Source organism: Pseudomonas sp. 313 (genome assembly GCF_000316965.1).
GTDB classification, from domain to species: Bacteria; Pseudomonadota; Gammaproteobacteria; order Pseudomonadales; family Pseudomonadaceae; genus Chryseomonas; species Chryseomonas benzopyrenica.
The window spans coordinates 37,374-53,731 of record NZ_ANBZ01000082.1 but is presented as its reverse complement, the minus strand read 5'-3'; the positions used below and the strand labels follow the sequence as shown (position 1 = coordinate 53,731).

Annotated in this window: 12 protein-coding genes; 5 read left to right on the top strand and 7 right to left on the bottom strand. The window is 68.6% G+C overall.

Annotated features, from left to right (window positions below):
- Nucleotides 1-5: 5 nt before the first annotated feature.
- A complete protein-coding gene (locus C722_RS0121060) occupies nucleotides 6-1,016 on the bottom strand; it encodes a hypothetical protein (protein ID WP_017642416.1) in 1,011 nt (336 codons plus the stop codon).
- A gap of 146 nt (nucleotides 1,017-1,162) precedes the next feature.
- On the opposite strand from C722_RS0121060, the gene C722_RS0121055 reads away from it, so the two are divergent.
- Nucleotides 1,163-1,771, top strand: coding sequence for a TetR/AcrR family transcriptional regulator (locus C722_RS0121055; RefSeq protein ID WP_231893035.1), 609 nt, complete (start codon nucleotides 1,163-1,165; stop codon nucleotides 1,769-1,771).
- 9 nt (nucleotides 1,772-1,780) lie between these two features.
- On the opposite strand, the gene C722_RS0121050 is transcribed toward C722_RS0121055, so the two are convergent.
- A complete protein-coding gene (locus C722_RS0121050; RefSeq protein WP_017642414.1) occupies nucleotides 1,781-5,812 on the bottom strand; it encodes a bifunctional nitrate reductase/sulfite reductase flavoprotein subunit alpha in 4,032 nt (1,343 codons plus the stop codon).
- A 583-nt stretch (nucleotides 5,813-6,395) separates the two neighbouring features.
- Between C722_RS0121050 and nirB the strand changes: the two genes are divergently transcribed.
- The 3 genes from nirB (at nucleotide 6,396) to C722_RS0121035 (ending at nucleotide 9,785) form a co-directional block, all read left to right on the top strand.
- Entirely contained in the window at nucleotides 6,396-8,945 is a 2,550-nt protein-coding gene (nirB, locus tag C722_RS0121045; RefSeq protein ID WP_017642413.1) for a nitrite reductase large subunit NirB, read from the top strand.
- 2 nt (nucleotides 8,946-8,947) lie between these two features.
- Nucleotides 8,948-9,304 (top strand): nitrite reductase small subunit NirD, encoded by a 357-nt coding sequence (gene nirD, locus C722_RS0121040; RefSeq protein ID WP_017642412.1) that lies wholly within the window; start codon nucleotides 8,948-8,950, stop codon nucleotides 9,302-9,304.
- Between the two features lie 271 nt (nucleotides 9,305-9,575).
- The gene (locus C722_RS0121035; RefSeq protein ID WP_143075228.1) at nucleotides 9,576-9,785 is read left to right on the top strand and encodes a hypothetical protein; all 210 of its coding nucleotides are present in this window, start codon (nucleotides 9,576-9,578) and stop codon (nucleotides 9,783-9,785) included.
- Nucleotides 9,786-9,789: 4 nt separating this feature from the next.
- Here C722_RS0121035 and C722_RS25225 read toward each other — a convergent pair whose 3' ends face one another.
- The 5 genes from C722_RS25225 to C722_RS0121010 all read right to left on the bottom strand — a co-directional run bounded on the left by C722_RS25225 (nucleotide 9,790) and on the right by C722_RS0121010 (nucleotide 14,854).
- Nucleotides 9,790-12,333 carry an EAL domain-containing protein gene (locus C722_RS25225; RefSeq protein ID WP_017642410.1) on the bottom strand — a complete coding sequence of 848 codons (2,544 nt, stop codon included), beginning with the start codon at nucleotides 12,331-12,333 and terminating at the stop codon, nucleotides 9,790-9,792.
- Between the two features lie 158 nt (nucleotides 12,334-12,491).
- Complete coding sequence (locus C722_RS0121025) at nucleotides 12,492-13,076, bottom strand: DUF4136 domain-containing protein (RefSeq protein WP_017642409.1); 585 nt, start codon at nucleotides 13,074-13,076, stop codon at nucleotides 12,492-12,494.
- 62 nt (nucleotides 13,077-13,138) lie between these two features.
- Complete coding sequence (locus C722_RS0121020) at nucleotides 13,139-13,750, bottom strand: DUF4136 domain-containing protein (RefSeq protein WP_017642408.1); 612 nt, start codon at nucleotides 13,748-13,750, stop codon at nucleotides 13,139-13,141.
- Nucleotides 13,751-13,796: 46 nt separating this feature from the next.
- A complete protein-coding gene (locus C722_RS0121015) occupies nucleotides 13,797-14,552 on the bottom strand; it encodes a methyltransferase domain-containing protein (protein WP_017642407.1) in 756 nt (251 codons plus the stop codon).
- Entirely contained in the window at nucleotides 14,549-14,854 is a 306-nt protein-coding gene (locus C722_RS0121010; RefSeq protein WP_017642406.1) for a nucleotide pyrophosphohydrolase, read from the bottom strand. Before C722_RS0121010 ends, C722_RS0121015 begins: the two co-directional genes overlap by 4 nt.
- Before the next feature lie 144 nt (nucleotides 14,855-14,998).
- On the opposite strand from C722_RS0121010, the gene C722_RS0121005 reads away from it, so the two are divergent.
- Nucleotides 14,999-16,117 (top strand): hypothetical protein, encoded by a 1,119-nt coding sequence (locus tag C722_RS0121005; protein ID WP_017642405.1) that lies wholly within the window; start codon nucleotides 14,999-15,001, stop codon nucleotides 16,115-16,117.
- Nucleotides 16,118-16,358: the final 241 nt, after the last annotated feature.

Sequence of the window (16,358 nt, the reverse complement as noted above, 5' to 3'; positions counted from 1 at the left end):
TGCGGTCAGTGCCCGTCCACCGGGTGATGCAGCACCGCGCCCTCCCGCTGCAACTCCTGCAGGAACCAGTCGGCCGCCCAGAGCTGTTCGGGCATATAGAGACCCGCCGGCAGTGGTTTTCCGCCTACCAGGCCCAGCACCCGCTCCAGCGACAGCACCAGCCCGAGGGCGGTCAGCGAGGCCTGCCCCTGGCTGAATTCCAGCACGGACCGTGCGGTGGTGGTCTGGCTGTCCCTTTCGCCGGTCGCCCTGACCGCGATTTCGGCCGCCGTTTCCGCGCCCCGCCGGCGGCTGGAGGACTCGCCCATGGCGATGTCGAAGCGGAGTTCCGGCGCGGCGGTGGTGGCCCAGAGACTGAGCAGGTCGATGGAGCCAAAGGCCGTGGCGGCCAGCGTGCGACCGTCCAGCGCCCTGACGCTGCCCTGCAGGTCGGCACCGCTCAGCCAGTGGCGGCGCCCATGGCGGAACGCCAGGGCCGCGGGCGCCGCGCTGTGCACTCGCGCCATGTCTTCCCAGGCCAGGGGACCGGCCGGATCTTCTTCATCCAGCAAGACCTCCACCCCGATCGCCGTGACCCGGGTGAAGCGGCGGGCGAGATCGAGCGCCAGCGCCAGGGCGGCGCCCGAAGCCCAGTGGCTGGACAGCACCAGGGCATGGGCGCCGGGGCGGTGCATGAACAGGGCGACCTCCGGGCCCAGTTCGGTGACGCCGGTGTTGGCATTGAGATAGGGGATGCCCAGGCGCTGGGCGAGGCGCAGGCCGTGCAGGGCCTGATCCGGTGCCAGCATGATCACGGCTGCCGGGTTGAGGGCGGGATCCAGTCCCAGCCCCGGCTGATCGAGATCCAGGCCCACCGCCCGGGCCTGGCCGGCGGCCTGGGCGACGTCCTCGGCCGTGGCGAGGTTGCGACCCCCGACCAGCAGCGGCCAGTCAGGCTGGCGCTGGCGGAACCAGTGGACGGCCTGGCGGCCTACCGTGCCCGAACCGCCGGCAAAGAGTATGGGTTGCAGTGGCATGATGCTGTCCTCGTCGTTGCAGTGCTGAGGTCCCGGGAGACTGCACGGCCCCTTGGGCAGCAGCCGTTCTCCGCGTTAACCTACCAAGAGTAGGTTCCAGTCCAGGATTAACCTACCTTTAGTAGGTTTGCAAGAAGAGTTGACCAATGGCAGAGCGATCCACCCCTGAAACACCGGTCTCCGAAGGGGCCGGGCGGCGTCTTTCGAAGGCGGCGCGGCGTCAGCAATTGCTGGAAACAGCGCGGGTTATCGTCCGGGAAGAGGGCGCGGATCGCCTGACCCTGGGCTATCTGGCCGTACAGGCAGGCGTCTCCAAACCGGTCGTCTACGAGCATTTCGGGACCCGCTCGGGACTGCTCATCGAACTCTATCGCTGGCTCGATCTGGCGCAGATGGATGCCTTTCGCCAGGCCATGACCGCCCGGCAGCAGAGCGCCGAAGAGGCCACCGCGGCGCTGGCCGAGGGCTACATCCGCTGCGTAACCGACATGCAGGGCGAGGTCGGCGTGCTGGCGGCGGCCCTGGCGGGGAGCGAGGAAAAGACCGCGGTGTATCAGGAGTTGCTGGAGCACGGCACCCGGATAGTGGCGGCGGTGCTCACGCCGCATAGCGAAAGGTCCGCTGCGGAGTTGCAGGTGTCCTGCATCGGCCTGGTCGGCGCCGGCGAGGCCCTGGCCGCGGCCGTGGTGCGCGGGGCGCTGGGCGAGCGCGAGGCCATCGCGGCCTTTACCCGCCTGGTGCGCGCGGTGCTGTAGCGGCTGGCGCTAGTAGACGTCCTTCAGATATCTCTTTTGCTCGCTCATCCCGCGCACATAGTCGGCAGCGGCCTCGTCGCTGAGGTGGCCATGGGTCGCCACCACCTGGCGCAGGGCCTGGTCCACGTCCCTGGCCATGCGGCTGGCATCGCCGCAGACATAGACGCGGGCGCCGTCCTGCAGCCAGCGCCAGACCTCGGCGCCGCGTTCGCGCAGCCGATCCTGCACATAGACCTTCTCGGCCTGGTCGCGGGAGAAGGCCAGACTGAGTTCGTCCAGCAGGCCATCGCGCTGGAAGGCTTCCAGTTCGTCGCGGTAGTAGAAGTCATGGGCGGCGTGCTGCTCGCCAAAGAACAGCCAGTTGCGACCCCCGTCGCCCCGGGCGCGGCGCTCGTGGAGAAAGCCGCGGAAGGGCGCGATGCCGGTGCCGGGGCCGATCATGATCAGCGGGACGTCACCCTGGTCCGGCAGGCGGAAGTGACGTGAAGGCTGGATATGCACCTCGGTGGTGGCGTCCTGCAGGCGGTCGGCGATAAAGGTGGAGGCCACGCCCTTGCGTTGACCGTAGCGCACCGCCGAGACCGTGAGGTGCACCTGGCCGGCATGGGCCAGGGGGCTGGAGGCGATGGAATAGAGCCGCGGTTGCAGGCGCTTGAGGCTGCCGAGCAATTCGCTGGCGTCGTGCCGGGCGGGAAAGCGGGCCAGGACGTCGGCCAGTTGCCGGTCCCAGAGCCAGGTCTTGAGTCTCTCCCGGTCGCCCAGCAGGGCGCGGCACTCGGCAGCATCGCTGCGCTCGGCGATCAGCGCCAGGGTCTCGGGGTTGGGACGGGCGATCTCATAGTGTTCGCTTAGCGCCTGGCGCAGCGACAGCTCGCCGACCTTGGCTACCGTGACCGCTTGTTCGCCGTCCAGGCCGGCGAGGGCGAGGACCTCCTCGACCAGTTCCGGGCAGTTGCGCGCCTTCACGCTCAAGGCGTCACCGGCCTGGTAGGTCAGGGGCTGCGCGGATTCGAAACCGAACAGCCGGACCTCCTTGTTCGATCCGGCACCGTTGAGTCTCCGGTTGATGACCAGCCGCGCGGGCACCGCCGTCGGGCGACCGGTCGTGGTCGGAGGGGCGACGGGTACCTGGGCGGCCTGGGGCGCCAGCTGCCCTTGCAGGGCGGTCAGCCAGGCGTCGGCGGCGTCGAGGCCATCGGCGTCGCAGTCCAGCCGCGGGCAGAGGCGGCGGGCGCCGAGTTCGGCCAGGCGGGCGTCGAGGCGCTGGCCGTGGCCGCAGAACTGCTCATAGGTGGAATCGCCCAGGGCCAGCACGGCGTAGTCCAGCTCGGCGAGGGAGGCATCGAGGCGCCCGAGGCCCTGCCAGAAGGCCTGGCCATTGTCCGGGGCCTCGCCGTCGCCAAAGGTGCTGCTCACCAGCAGGACGCGGCGGGCACCGCTCAGGCGTTCGACGGCATAGGCGGCCATGTCGTGCAATTCGACGGTGAGACCGGCCTGGCACAGGCGGGCGACGCAGCGCTCGGCCAGGGCTTCGGCGTTGCCGGTCTGGGAGGCCCAGAGCACCACCAGATCGGCCGGCGCGGTAGCGGTCTGGGGCAGGCCGGCGCTCTGGCTTTGCGGCAGGCGGCTGAACAGCCCGGCGAGCAGGCCATCGAGCCAGAGCCGGGTTTCGGCGGCCAGCGGCGCCTGGGCCGGCAGGCAGGGTACGCCCTGGGCGCCACCGTCGCGCAGGCCGTCCATGAAGCCGGCCAGGTAGGTGCGTTCGGCCGCGCTGAGCTGGGGCCGGACCGCGGTGGCGACCCCGGTGAGATCGGCCAGCCGCGCCAGGGCGGGTTGCTGGACGCTCTCGGTGACCGGCTCGTCGGCCGGCAGCTGGCGGTGGGGAATGGTGGCGACCCGGGTCAGGCGCACCGCGCAGACCTTGAGTTCCGGTTGCAGCGAGAGCGGGTCGACGGCGTCGCTGGTGACGGCATTGATGGCCAGGTCGCTGCCCTGGACGTCGGCCCAGTGAAAGGGCGCGAAGCAGTTACCGGGCTGGACCCGGTCGCTGAGGGTCACCGGCAACACGGCACGGCCGCGGCGCGAGGTGATCTCCAGCCGGTCGCCCGCGCTGAGCCCCAACGCCTGGGCGTCCTGGGGATGCACCTCGACGAAGGGCGCCGGATTGAGGCGATTCAGCGCGGCGATCTTGCCGGTCTTGGTGAGCGTATGCCACTGGTGCTGCAGACGCCCGGTGTTGAGCACGAAGGGGTAGTCGGCATCCGGCAATTCCGCCGGGTCCAGGTGCGGGCGAGCGAAGAATTGCGCCTTGCCGCTGGGGGTGGCGAAGTTGAGCGCGGTGGGTTCGCCGGTTTCATCCAGGCGCAGGGTCTGGCTACGGCCGTCGTTGCGATAGCGGATCGGCTGGCGCGGATCGCTTTCCGCGCTGGGGCAGGGCCATTGCAGCGGCGTCTCGCGCAGCCGGGCATGGCTGGCGCCGCGGAGGTCGTAGCCGGTCTGGGGGTTGTGGAACTGCTTGATCTCGTCGAACACCTCGGCGGCCGAGGCGTAGCTGAAGTGCTCGCCATAACCCATCGCACAGGCGACGTCGGCGATGATCCGCCAGTCGGCGCGGGCCGCGCCGGGCGGGTTGACGGCCTGGGGGGCCAGGGTCAGGTTGCGCTCGGAGTTGATCATCACCCCGTCGGCCTCGGCCCAGAGCGCGCCGGGCAGGAGGATGTCGGCGTACGGATTGGTCTCGGTGTCGAGAAAGGCGTCCTGGGTGATCACCAGTTCGGCGGCCTGCAGGCCGCGCATGACCGTCTCGCGATTGGCCACGCTGGCCACCGGGTTGGTGCAGATGATCCAGCAGGCCTTCACGGTGCCGGCGGCCAGCTCCTCGAACAGGGCGACGGTGCCCTGGCCAAGACGGGTGTGCAGGGTGCCCTCGGGAATGTCCCAGGCCCGCTCGACGAAGGTGCGGTCGGCGGCCGACAGCAGGCTGCGTTGGCCGGGCAGGCCGGGGCCCATGTAGCCCATCTCGCGCCCGCCCATGGCATTGGGCTGGCCGGTCAGGGAGAAGGGGCCGCTGCCGGGGCGGCAGATCTTGCCGGTGGCCAGGTGCAGGTTGCACAGGGCGTTGGTGCTCCAGGTGCCGTGGGTACTCTGGTTCAGGCCCATGGTCCAGAGACTGGTCCATTCACCGGCTTCGCCGATCCAGCGCGCCGCCGTGCGGATGTCCGCCTCGGCCAGCCCCGTCCCGGCGGCCACGCGCGCGGGACTGTAGTCGGCGAGAAAATCGGGCATGGCCTCCCAGCCCTCGGTATGGGCGGCGATGAAGGCTTCGTCCAGATAGCCCTCGGCGTGCAACAGGTGCAGCAGGCCATTGAGCAGCAGCAGATCGGTGCCCGGGCGCAGTTGCAGGAAGAGATCGGCCTTTTCGGCAGTGGCGGTGCGCCGCGGATCGATGACGATCAGCCGGGCGCCGCGCTTGACCCGATCCAGCAGGCGCAGGAAGAGGATGGGGTGACAGTCGGCCATGTTGGCGCCGCTGACCAGGAAGAGATCGGCGTGGTCGAGGTCGTCGTAGGAGCCGGGCGGGCCGTCGGCGCCAAGGGACAGCTTGTAGCCGGTGCCGGCGCTGGCCATGCACAGCCGGGAATTGGATTCGAGCTGGTTGGTGCCGATGAAGCCCCGCGCCAGCTTGCTCACCAGGTACTGGGCCTCCAGCGACAGCTGGCCGGACACATAGAAGGCGATGGCGTCCGGCCCGTGGCGGTCGAGGATGGCACGCAACCGCTCGGCGGTGGCAGTGACGGCCTGATCCAGCCCGGTCTGCACCGGTTCGTGGGAGCGGTCGTGGCGGACGTAGGCCTGCGCCATGCGCCCACTGTCCACCAGCGCCTGGTGGCTGGTGCTGCCCTTGGTGCAGAGGCGGCCGCGATTGGCCGGATGGTCGCGATCGCCACTGACCTTGGTGACCCGGCCGTCTTCCACCTGCATGACGATCCCGCAGCCGACGCCGCAGTAGGGGCAGACGCTCTTGATGTGGGTAGTGGCCATGGCAAGGATCCTTCGAGAACCAGAAAGCGAAAAGGCGCCGGTCGTGCTCCCCGGAGGGAGACGAACACGGCGCCTTTGTCGTGAAAGGGGGCGATCGGCGTTGACCGCTCCATGCTGGGTATTTAGCAAGGCCCGCGCCAGCTTGGTCCGACGGGCTCAGGGAGCGCATGACTGCTGGTCCGGCGGAGGGGCGGCAGTCCTGCTCGACGTCATGGCAACCACGGGTGATGTGCGCCGTGACGGGGCAGGCAGGCCTTGCCTTGCACCGTTGTGGTTCCGGCTGGCGGGTAGCCGGTGGCGAGTCGGCGATGCCCTCTGCTGGCTGCAGGCCGCGCCAGTGGCGGATCTCCAGGCGATCAGGCAGAACTGGCACAGCCGATGCAAAAGCCCTGACAGACCCGCATTTTCGGGTCGCCCGGTCGATCAACGGCGATCGACAGCCACTGCAGGCGACGGGCACGGAGCAGAGCCCAGGGCTCCTCCCTACATAGAACAGGCAAAGGCGCCTGAGACCGCGAGGTTTCAGGCGCCTTTTTATTTGCCGCGACTCAACCTGATTGGCCTCGGCCGGGGGATAGCCTCCATGAACAGCATCGTGACCCGCAAAGAACGCCTGATCGTCGTCGGCAACGGCATGGTCGGCCATCACCTCGTCGAGCAGCTGCTGGCGGCCGGCGCCCTGGACCACTACGAGATCCACGTCTTCGGCGAAGAGCGTCAGCGCGCCTACGACCGGGTGCATCTCTCGGAATACTTCGCCGGCCGTGACGCCGAATCCCTGGCGATGAGCGCAGCCGACCTCTATGCCGTGCCCGGCCTGGTGCTGCACCTGGGCTGCGCGGTGACCGGCATCGACCGCGAACAGCGTGAGGTGCTGACCCCTGAAGGCGCCTTTGGCTACGACCGCCTGGTACTGGCCACCGGCTCCTATCCCTTCGTGCCGCCCATCGAGGGCGCCGAAGGCGACTCACGCCTGGTCTATCGCACCCTGGACGACCTGGACACCATCCGCCTGGCCGCCGCCAAGGCGCGCCGCGGCGTGGTGGTGGGCGGCGGCCTGCTCGGCCTGGAAGCGGCCAATGCGTTGAAATCCCTGGGCCTGGAAGCCCATGTGGTGGAATTCGCCCCGCGCTTGATGCCGGTGCAGCTGGACGACCTGGGCGGTGCCGCCCTGCGCCAGCGCATCGAAGACCTGGGCGTGGGCGTGCACCTGTCCAAGGCCACCCAGAACATCACCGCCGGCAGCGAGTACCGCTACCGCATGAACTTCGCCGGCGAGGATTTCCTCGAGACCGACCTGATCCTGTTTTCCGCTGGCATCCGTCCCCAGGACGCCCTGGCCCGCAGCTGCGGCCTGGAACTCGGCGCCCGCGGCGGGGTGGCGGTGGACAACGGCTGCCTGACCAGCGACCCCTTCATCCATGCCATCGGCGAGTGCGCCGCCTGGAACGGCAGCATCTTCGGCCTGGTCGCCCCGGGCTACCAGATGGCGCGCCTGGTGGCCGCCACCCTCTGCCACGGCCAGGCCACGCCCTTCACCGGCGCCGACATGTCCACCAAGCTCAAGCTGCTGGGCGTGGACGTGGGCTCCATCGGCGATGCCCACGGCGCCACGCCCGGGGCGCGCAGCTATCGCTACATCGACGAAGCCAGCGCCAGCTACCGCCGCCTGGTGGTGTCCGCCGATGGCAAGCAGGTGCTCGGCGCCGTGCTGGTGGGTGACAACAGCTACTACGACACCCTGCTGCAATACGCCCAGAACGGCATCCCGCTGCCCCAGGATCCGGCCAGCCTGATCATGCCGGTGGGCGAGGGCACCCCGACCCTGGGCGCCGATGCCCTGCCGGCCACCGCCACCCTCTGCTCCTGCCACAACGTCACCAAGGGCGCGGTCTGCGCCGCCATCGACGCCGGCTGCACCGATCTGGCCGGCATCAAGAGCTGCACCAAGGCGGCCACCGGTTGCGGTGGCTGCGCGGCGCTGGTCAAGCAGGTCTTCGAGCATGAGCTGATCGCCCGGGGCGTCGAGGTCGACAAGAGCCTTTGCGAACACTTCGCCCACACGCGCCAGGAGCTCTATCACCTGGTACGGGTGGAAGGCATCCAGAGCTTCGACGAGCTACTGGCGCGTCACGGTCGCGGCCACCATGGCTGCGACATCTGCAAGCCGGCGGTGGCCAACGTCCTGGCCTCCTGCTGGAACGCGCCCATCACCGATCCGCACCTGGTGCCGCTGCAGGACACCAACGACACCTTCATGGCCAACATGCAGAAGAACGGCACCTATTCGGTGGTGCCACGCATTCCGGGTGGCGAGATCAGCCCGGAAGGCCTGATCGCCATCGGCCAGGTGGCGAAGAAGTACGACCTCTACACCAAGATCACCGGCGGCCAGCGCATCGATCTCTTCGGCGCCCAGCTGCACGAATTGCCGGACATCTGGGGCGAGCTGATCGCCGCCGGCTTCGAGACCGGCCATGCCTACGGCAAGTCGACCCGCACGGTGAAAAGCTGCGTCGGCAGCACCTGGTGCCGCTACGGGGTGCAGGACAGCGTCAAGATGGCGCTGGACATCGAGCACCGCTACAAGGGCCTGCGCGCGCCGCACAAGCTCAAGTTCGCCGTCAGCGGCTGCACCCGCGAGTGCGCCGAGGCCCAGAGCAAGGACATCGGCGTGATCGCCACCGAGAACGGCTGGAATCTCTATGTCTGCGGCAACGGCGGCATGCGTCCGCGGCATGCCGAGCTGTTCGCCACCGACCTGGATGACGAGACCCTGATCCGCTACATCGACCGGCTGCTGATGTTCTACATCCGCACCGCCGACCGCCTGCAGCGCACCTCGGTGTGGCGCGAGTCGCTGGAGGGCGGGCTGGACTACCTCAAGCAGGTGATCATCGAAGACAGCCTGGGCCTTGGCGCCGAGCTGGAAGCTCAGATGCAGCTGGTGGTGGATCGCTACGAATGCGAATGGGCCAATGCCCTGAACGATCCCGACAAGCTCAAGCGCTTCCGGACCTTCGTCAACCAGCGCGGCAACGACCCGGACATCCACTTCGTCAAGGAGCGCGGCCAGCGCCGGCCGGCGCGTCACCACGAACTTCAGCTCATCGCCGTTACCGAGGAGGCTTGACCATGACCCAGACCAATACCGCTCGCGCCCTGGAGCCCCGCTGGCAACCCCTGTGCCACCTGACCGATCTGGTGCCCCAGTCCGGTGTGGTGGCCCTGTACGAGGGCGAGCAGGTGGCGCTGTTCTATCTACCCGAGACCGAGCAGAAGGTCTTCGCCGTGGGCAATCGCGATCCCAAGTCCGGTGCCAATGTCATCGGTCGCGGCATCGTCGGCCAACTGGGCCAGGACCTGGTGATCGCCTCACCGCTGTACAAGCAGCATTTCCGCCTGGCGGACGGTGGCTGCCTGGAGTACCCCGAGCAGGCGCTGCCCACCTGGGCGGTACGGCTGAACGGGGAGCGGGTGGAGATCGCCTGAGGCTTTCGCGTCTGGCCTTCTCTCACCCCATTTTTCTCCCGGAGGGAGAGGGGGCGGTACGGTGTGGCGCGGAGCTATTCACGTAGTTGGACAACGGCGCCGCCTTGCCCGGGTGATCACCGCGCCTAGGCGGCTGACTGTTGCACCCACCGTAGTGCAGCGTTGCGCGATGGGTGCTGGTCCAGGCAGGCGAAAACTCTTGGTCGGGGCGATACTCAAGGAGCGGGGACGCTGTCTGCCGATCCTGGCAGTCGCCCTGCGGGAGGTCATCATGCGCCTGACAAGAACCCTTCGCTCCGCGCTGTTCATCGCCCTGCTGCTGGCCCTGGCCGCCATCGCCCTGCTGGAAGGCTGGCGCGCGCAACCGGTGGGCGAACCCGCATTGCGCGCCGATCCGGTCTGTAGCCACGGCTATGCGCCCTATGGCTGCTATCCGGTACCGGCCCGTGGCGGCGACCTGGGGTGGCTGGAGCGACTCTAGGTCCTCACCCAGCCCGTAGGTCGGTATCCAGCAGCGCCGCCAGTTCGCGGTCGAACAGGGCGTGGCCGAACAGCGGGCCCTGGACTTCGGCGCAGTGCTGCGCCTTCAGCCAGGCCAACTGGCCTGATGTCTCGACGCCCGTCGCTGCCACCCGGAGCCCCAGGGTGCGTCCCAGACCGATCAGCGCCTGGGCGATGGCGGCATCTGCCTGCCGCTGGTCCAGGTGAGCGATGAGCTGGCTATCGAGGCTGATGCCCTCCAGCAGGGGCTGGCGCAGTGCATCGAAGGCGCCGAGGCCTTTGCCGAAATCGGCCAGGCTCAGGCGCACGCCCAGGGCGTTGAGCGCCTGGAGTTGAGGGAGCGGCGGATCACCGTCTACCCGCAGCAGCGCCTCGGGCAGCTGCAGCTCCAGGCGTTCCGCTGCCAGGCCACTGGTCTGCAAGGCCTGGGCGACTACCTCCACCAGGGCCTTGGCATCGTCGAACTGGCGAGGCGACACGCTAATGACCAGCCGCAGCGGCGCGGGCCAGGCCGCTGCGGCGCGACAGGCGCTGTCCAACAGCCAGAGCCCCAGGGGAGCGCTGAGTCCGGTCTCTTCGGCCAGGGGCAAGAAGGCCTCTGGCGGTAACGTTCCGCGTATCGGATGGGCCCAGTGCAGCTGGGCTTCGACGCCACTCAGGGTGCCGTCTGCCGTGCGCCGGCGGGGGAGGTAGGCCAGGCGCACCTGGTCGCGCGCCAAGGCCTGGCGCAGTTCCTGTTCCAGGTCACGACGCTGGCTGAGCTGGGCGTCCATGGCCGGTGCATGAAAGCACCAGCCGTTGCGGCCCGCGGCCTTGGCCTGGTAGAGCGCGATGTCGGCCAGGCGCAGCAAGTCCTCGACCTGGCTGGCCTGCTCCGGTGCCTGGGCGATGCCAATGCTGGTGCCGACGCTGACGGTCTGCTCCTCCAGGGGAATCGGCCGGCCGATGGCGCTTACCAGGCGCGCACAGATCTGGTCGACCGTCGCCACATCCAGGTGGCCGAGCAGCACCACGATGAATTCGTCGCCCCCTAGGCGCGCCACCAGGCCGCCGGGCCTCAGGCTGGCTTGCAGACGCCGGGCGATTTCCTGCAGCACCCGATCACCGGCGGCGTGGCCGAGGCTGTCGTTGATCGGTTTGAAGCGATCCAGGTCCAGACTGAGCAGGGTGAGCGGCGTGCTGGGTTGCGCCAGTTGAGCGGCCAGGTAGTGCTGCAACTGCAACCGGTTGGCCAGGCCGGTCAGGCTGTCGTGTTGCGACAGGTGCTCGATCTCGGCCTGGGCGTTGACCGCGGCGGTGATGTCGCTGGCGGTCCCGCGGAAGCCGGCGTCCTTGGGCAGGGGCCGCGCGGTGATCTCGCAGACCCGGGAATGGCCGAGACGGTCACGATAATGGCAGCGCAGCACCTGGCGCTCGTCGAGCTGGCGAGCCTTGTCCAGGAGCCAGTCAGCCAGGCGGGTCGTCTCGCTGCTGAACAGCTCCGCGAGCGGCCGACCGAGCCAGCTGCCAGGCGCATGCCCGGTGATGCGGGCGAAGCGTTCAGACAGATAGGCGATGCGGCCTTCGGCATCGCTTTCCCAGAGCCAGTCGGAGGCCGCCTCGGCGAGCTCGCGAAAGCGGCTTTCGCTGCGGCTCAGCTCGGCCTGGCTGGCGATCAGGGCATCGAACTGCTGGTCGAGCTGCCGGGCTGAATTCAGCGCATGGCGGATCAGCAGCGCCAGCACCAGGCCGAGCAACAGCACCCCGGCCAGGAACACCGGTAGCGTCCGGCGCAGCAACTGGGCGCCGGGCCGTGGGGGTTGCCAGTTGAGCAACAGCGGTGAATCCAGCGGGCGCAGGGATTCATGATCGGGCAGAGGCAGCCGGGAGGCCTGCAGCGTCGGCAGCCCGTAGGTGTCGCTGAGATGAGCCAGGGTCGCGGGGTCGAGCACATTGACGAACAGCATCACCGAGGGCACGCCGGTGCCCGGCGTGACGCCATAGCTCGCGCCCGGCGTGATGGTGGCAGCGGCGACCAGCGCAGGGACGCCGCCGACACTCAGGATCCGCACCAGGCTTTCGGTTTCTCCAGGTCGCTGGCGAGTCGCCGCCAGCAGGGCAGTGAGATCCCCTTCCAGCCATTGCGCGGCCGTGCGCTCCGTTGGCTGCCCGTCGATCACGGCATAGACGGTACGGTCCTGGGGATCCAGCACGAAGACGCCGTTGTAGCCATAGAGCTCATAGGGAATGTCGCCAACGTTACGCTCCTCGTTGGCCCAGAAGCGATCGACCTTCAGGTGCAGGTGCTTGTAGGCCTCGCCCCACTTGGCATAGTTGATGATGTTATGGCCGATCTCGTTTTCCACCTGCTCCAGGGTGCGGGTGATATAGGTCCGCGCCCGCTGCTGGACATCGGCGTCCTGGCTGGAGGCGGTCTTGATCAGCAGGTAGCAGCCGATGCCGAGCAGGATCGGCAGGGCGCAAATGACCGGAAACAGGCGCAGCAACAGGGCGTGACTGCGACGGGTGGCGATGGGGGTTGGCGACATGAGGGACCTGGGCGCTGGACGACGGTCAGGTTTCCTGCGCGGTGGCCAAAGACGGCGCGAGGAATATCTGGCCAGGTGCCATTATCGGCGACTGGCTAACAGACGTCTGCTCATCATCGGACCAGGGGCAGCGCTGAGCTGCCCGGACGGTCGACCGCTCAAGGACGCGGCGGATAGCCGATCAGCAGTTCGTTGATCAGACGGCCAAAGCCGGCACTGCGTTGGGCGGGCGTGGCGTTCTGGTCGTCCAGCAGCCGCTCTTCGCTGGCACGCCAGACCAGTTTGCCGTCGCGGCCGTCGAGCATGTCGAGCTGCACCGTCATCACCGGATAGGTGACGGTCTGGGTGCGTACATAGCTCGGCCCCCAGGGACCAGGGCCCCAGGCGGAGCCCCAGGGGCCACCCCAGCCCGGTCCCCAGTAAGGATCGGCATAGCTGAAGCTCTGCTGGCGCTGATCGAGGATCACATAGAGCTTGATCTTCAAGTCCGGGCGCGCACCGGCCATGGCGGGACGCAGCCCTCGCTGGTCGAGGCCGCCGCTGACCGAGTCGCGCAGGCGCTGCTCGGTGAGATCGCTGCGCACCCGCGGATCGTTGGGGCGGTATTCGATGGCCGGATCCGCCCAGCCCCAGCTGCGATAGGCGGCGAAGTCGCGGTTGGCGTCATAGTCCAGATTGCGCGGGCCGCGTTCGGCGCAGGCCGTCAGCAGGAGGACCGCAAGCAGCAGGAGGCAACGTTTCATGGGCGATCCTCGGCGGTGAGGGTAGTAGTCTGCTTGGACTGGCTTGAGGGCCACTTATCCCCTCAGCTCGGCGGATAGTTGGCCAGCAGGCGGCGGGTGGTGTCTCTCAGGGTACGTGCGCGTTCGCCGCTGTTGCCGCCGGTGGCCTGCTCGGCGGCCGAATGCCAGAGCACGCGCCCCGTGGCGGGATCGAGCAATTCCACCTCCAGCACATCGACCACAAAGGTCCGGGTGCGGGTCCGCGCCTGGCCGACCGTGGCGCCATAGCCGGGGCCATAGCCATAGGGCCCGTAGCCGCCGTAGCCGTAGCTGGTGTCGTAGTAGTCGGTGTACTGCTCGCTGCGCTGCTGCTGGGTGAGGCGGGCACGCACCTGGAGATCGGCGCGGGCACCGCCGATGGCCGGTCGCAACCCGCGCTGGTCGAGGCCATCGGCCACCGCCTGCTGCACGGTCTGGCCATCCAGGCCACCGCTGACCACCGCGGCACCAGGTGCCCAACTCCAGGTGCGATAGCGACTCCAGTCGCGGGGCGCTGGCGGGTAGGCCGCCGGATCCTGCTGCGGCAGTACCGGCACCGCGGCCTCCGGGAGGCTGCTGGCGACATAGGGATTGGGCGTCTGGCAACCGGCCAGGGCGAGCAGCGCGAGCGACAGGCAGAGCAGGGGGCGACGCATGACCGTTCCTCGAAGGAATGCTGGCCAGAGCATACCGCGCCCGGCGTTATCCTGCCTTAGCTTGGCAGAGCCAATGCAGATAGCGCCCCAGGCCCGCGAAAGCCGGGTGCCGCCGGTGGGCCAACTCCATGGCCACCAGTTCCTCGCCGTTGGCGCGAGCCTGGAATTCCGGCGGCATGTAGTCGTGAAAGACCCGTACGCCGCTGCGCGCCTGGATCCGCCAGTCCGGCGTCAGCCAGGCCTCGACTTCGCGCGGATCGAGGGGCCGTTGCGGGGTGAGGCCCCGTTGGCCGGCGCCCGCGTAATCGCCCTGCCTGAGTTTGCGGAAATGCCCCTTGAGAAGATTGCGATAGATCAGGGCGTCGCGGTTGTAGAAGGCCAGGGACAGCCAGCCGTTCGGGGCCAGGCAGCGCTCTAGCGTCGGCAGGATCGCCGTAGGCGTCTCCAGCCATTCCAGCACTGCGTGGCAGAGCACCAGGTCGAAGGGCTCGGCGAAGGCGGGCAACTCCTGCCAGGGCAATGCCAGCCAATCGGCGCCGAGTCCGGCCGCGGCAAAGGCCTCCTGGGCGCCGGCGAGCATGGGCGCCGACGGCTCGGCCAGGGTCACGGCATGGCCCTGCTGGGCCAGCCAGAGACTCATGTGGCCCAGGCCGGCACCGATGTCCAGCACCCGCAGGGGACGCCCGGGCAGTACCTCGGCGAGATCCGCCTGCAGCACCGCCAGGCGGATGGCGCCCTTGGTGCCGCCATAGATGTTGGCGGCGAAACGGGTGGCGCGGTCGTCGAAGAAGGTATCGCTCACGGCAGGAAGCGCCTCTCGTTGTCGGCCAGCTTGGCCAGCACTGCCTGTTCCACGTCCAGCTCCAGTTCGCTGCCCAGTTGCAGCAGATAGAGCAGCACGTCGGCGATCTCCTGGCCGGCGTGTTCGCGCTCGGCGGCGCTCAGCTCGCGGGCCTCGGCATCGCTTTTCCACTGGAAGATCTCCACCAGCTCGGCCATCTCGACGCTGGCGGCCATCGCCAGATTCTTGGGGTTGTGATAGCGCCGCCAGGCGTTGGCATCGCGGATGGCGTGCAGGCGGGTGAGCAGGGCAGGGAGGTCCATGGGCGTCCAGCGATTGGCAAAACGTCATTGTCCCATGGCGGGAGCAGCGCGCGGCAGTGTCTTGTCCGCTGGCCTCTGCGCGACAGTCCGGCGCTACTGCTCTACTCTGGGCCCATCACCGATACGCTGGCCGCTGGAGCCCTGATGAAATTTCGCCTGTCCGGACCGTTGCTGACCCTGCTGATGATCACCAGCGCCGCCCATGCCGAAAAGCTGCTGCTGGAAGGCACTCTCGGCCAGTCCCGGGTGGTGGTGGAGGTCGATCCCACCGCCAATGACGAAGCTTCTGGCCGCTACTTCTATGACCGCTATCGCCGCGATCTGCGCCTGAGCGGTCCGGCGCAATCGGGCGACCAGCTCAGGTTGGAGGAGGGTGCGCCCTGGCAGGACGGCCCCAAGGCCAGCTGGTCGCTGACGCGCGGCAAGGACGGTCGCTGGAACGGTACCTGGAGCGGAGCGGGCAAGACTCTGCCGCTCGCCCTGGCGCCGCTGCAGCTGGGACAGTCCGCGGCGGCGGATCGCTATCGGCAGACACTGCGGCAGGACGATCCCTACGAATTCCGCCGCCTGCAGGGGCTGATCCTGGAGCAGGGTGAGCGCCAGGCCTTCATGGGTCGTGAGCTGCACTGGTGGCGCGAGCCGGTGTCGGGCATGCGGCTGTTCACCGTGGAGGGCGCCAGCGAGGCGGCCAATGCCGTGCTGCGTGACCGACTCTGGGCGGAGGTAGACGCCCATCTGAGCTGCATCGGCCCTGATGGCGAGCACAGCCTGACCGTGACCCCGCAGCTGCTCACCCAGCGGGTGCTCAGCGTCAATCTGTTCAGCCAATACAGCTGCAGCGGCGCGGCCCACCCGGATTTCGGCAGCGCACCCCTGACCCTGGATCTCCAGACCGGGCAGGAATTGGCGCTGGAAGACTTCCTCTGGCTGGGCCACGGCCAGCCGCTTCGTCTGGCGCCGGAGGATCGCTATTCCCAGGCCCTGGCGGACTATCGGGAAAAGACCCTGGCGCCCTGGGTGGTGCGGTTGTTCACCCGGCTGTATCCGGAGCTGATGCAGGCGCCGGCCGACGGCGATGGCTGCGACTATCGCAGCGCCGACGTCTGGCAATTCGCGCCCTGGTACCTGACGCCCAAGGGTCTCTACCTGGGCCCGACCTTCTTCCGCGCCGCCCGCAGCTGCGACGAACCCGGTGGCACCCTGGTGCCCTACATCGAAGTCCGTAAGCACCCAGGGCCATTGGTGGACCTGCTGCCCCGCTGACGTAGGTTGGCGCTGAGCGCAGCGAAGCCCAACGCTCCTCTACCCGGCGCGGACATGTCGGGTTTCGACGCTGGAACCGTCTCGGCCCAACCTACGGCGGTTTGATGACACACCCGTAGGTTGGCGCTGAGCGCAGCGAAGCCCAACGGCGCCGCCTGCCCCGAAGGTCTGGCTGCCCAGTAGCAGCGCCATGACCAGCTAGGCGGTTCAGCTGCGCCTAACGCTGGTACCGATCGGTGGC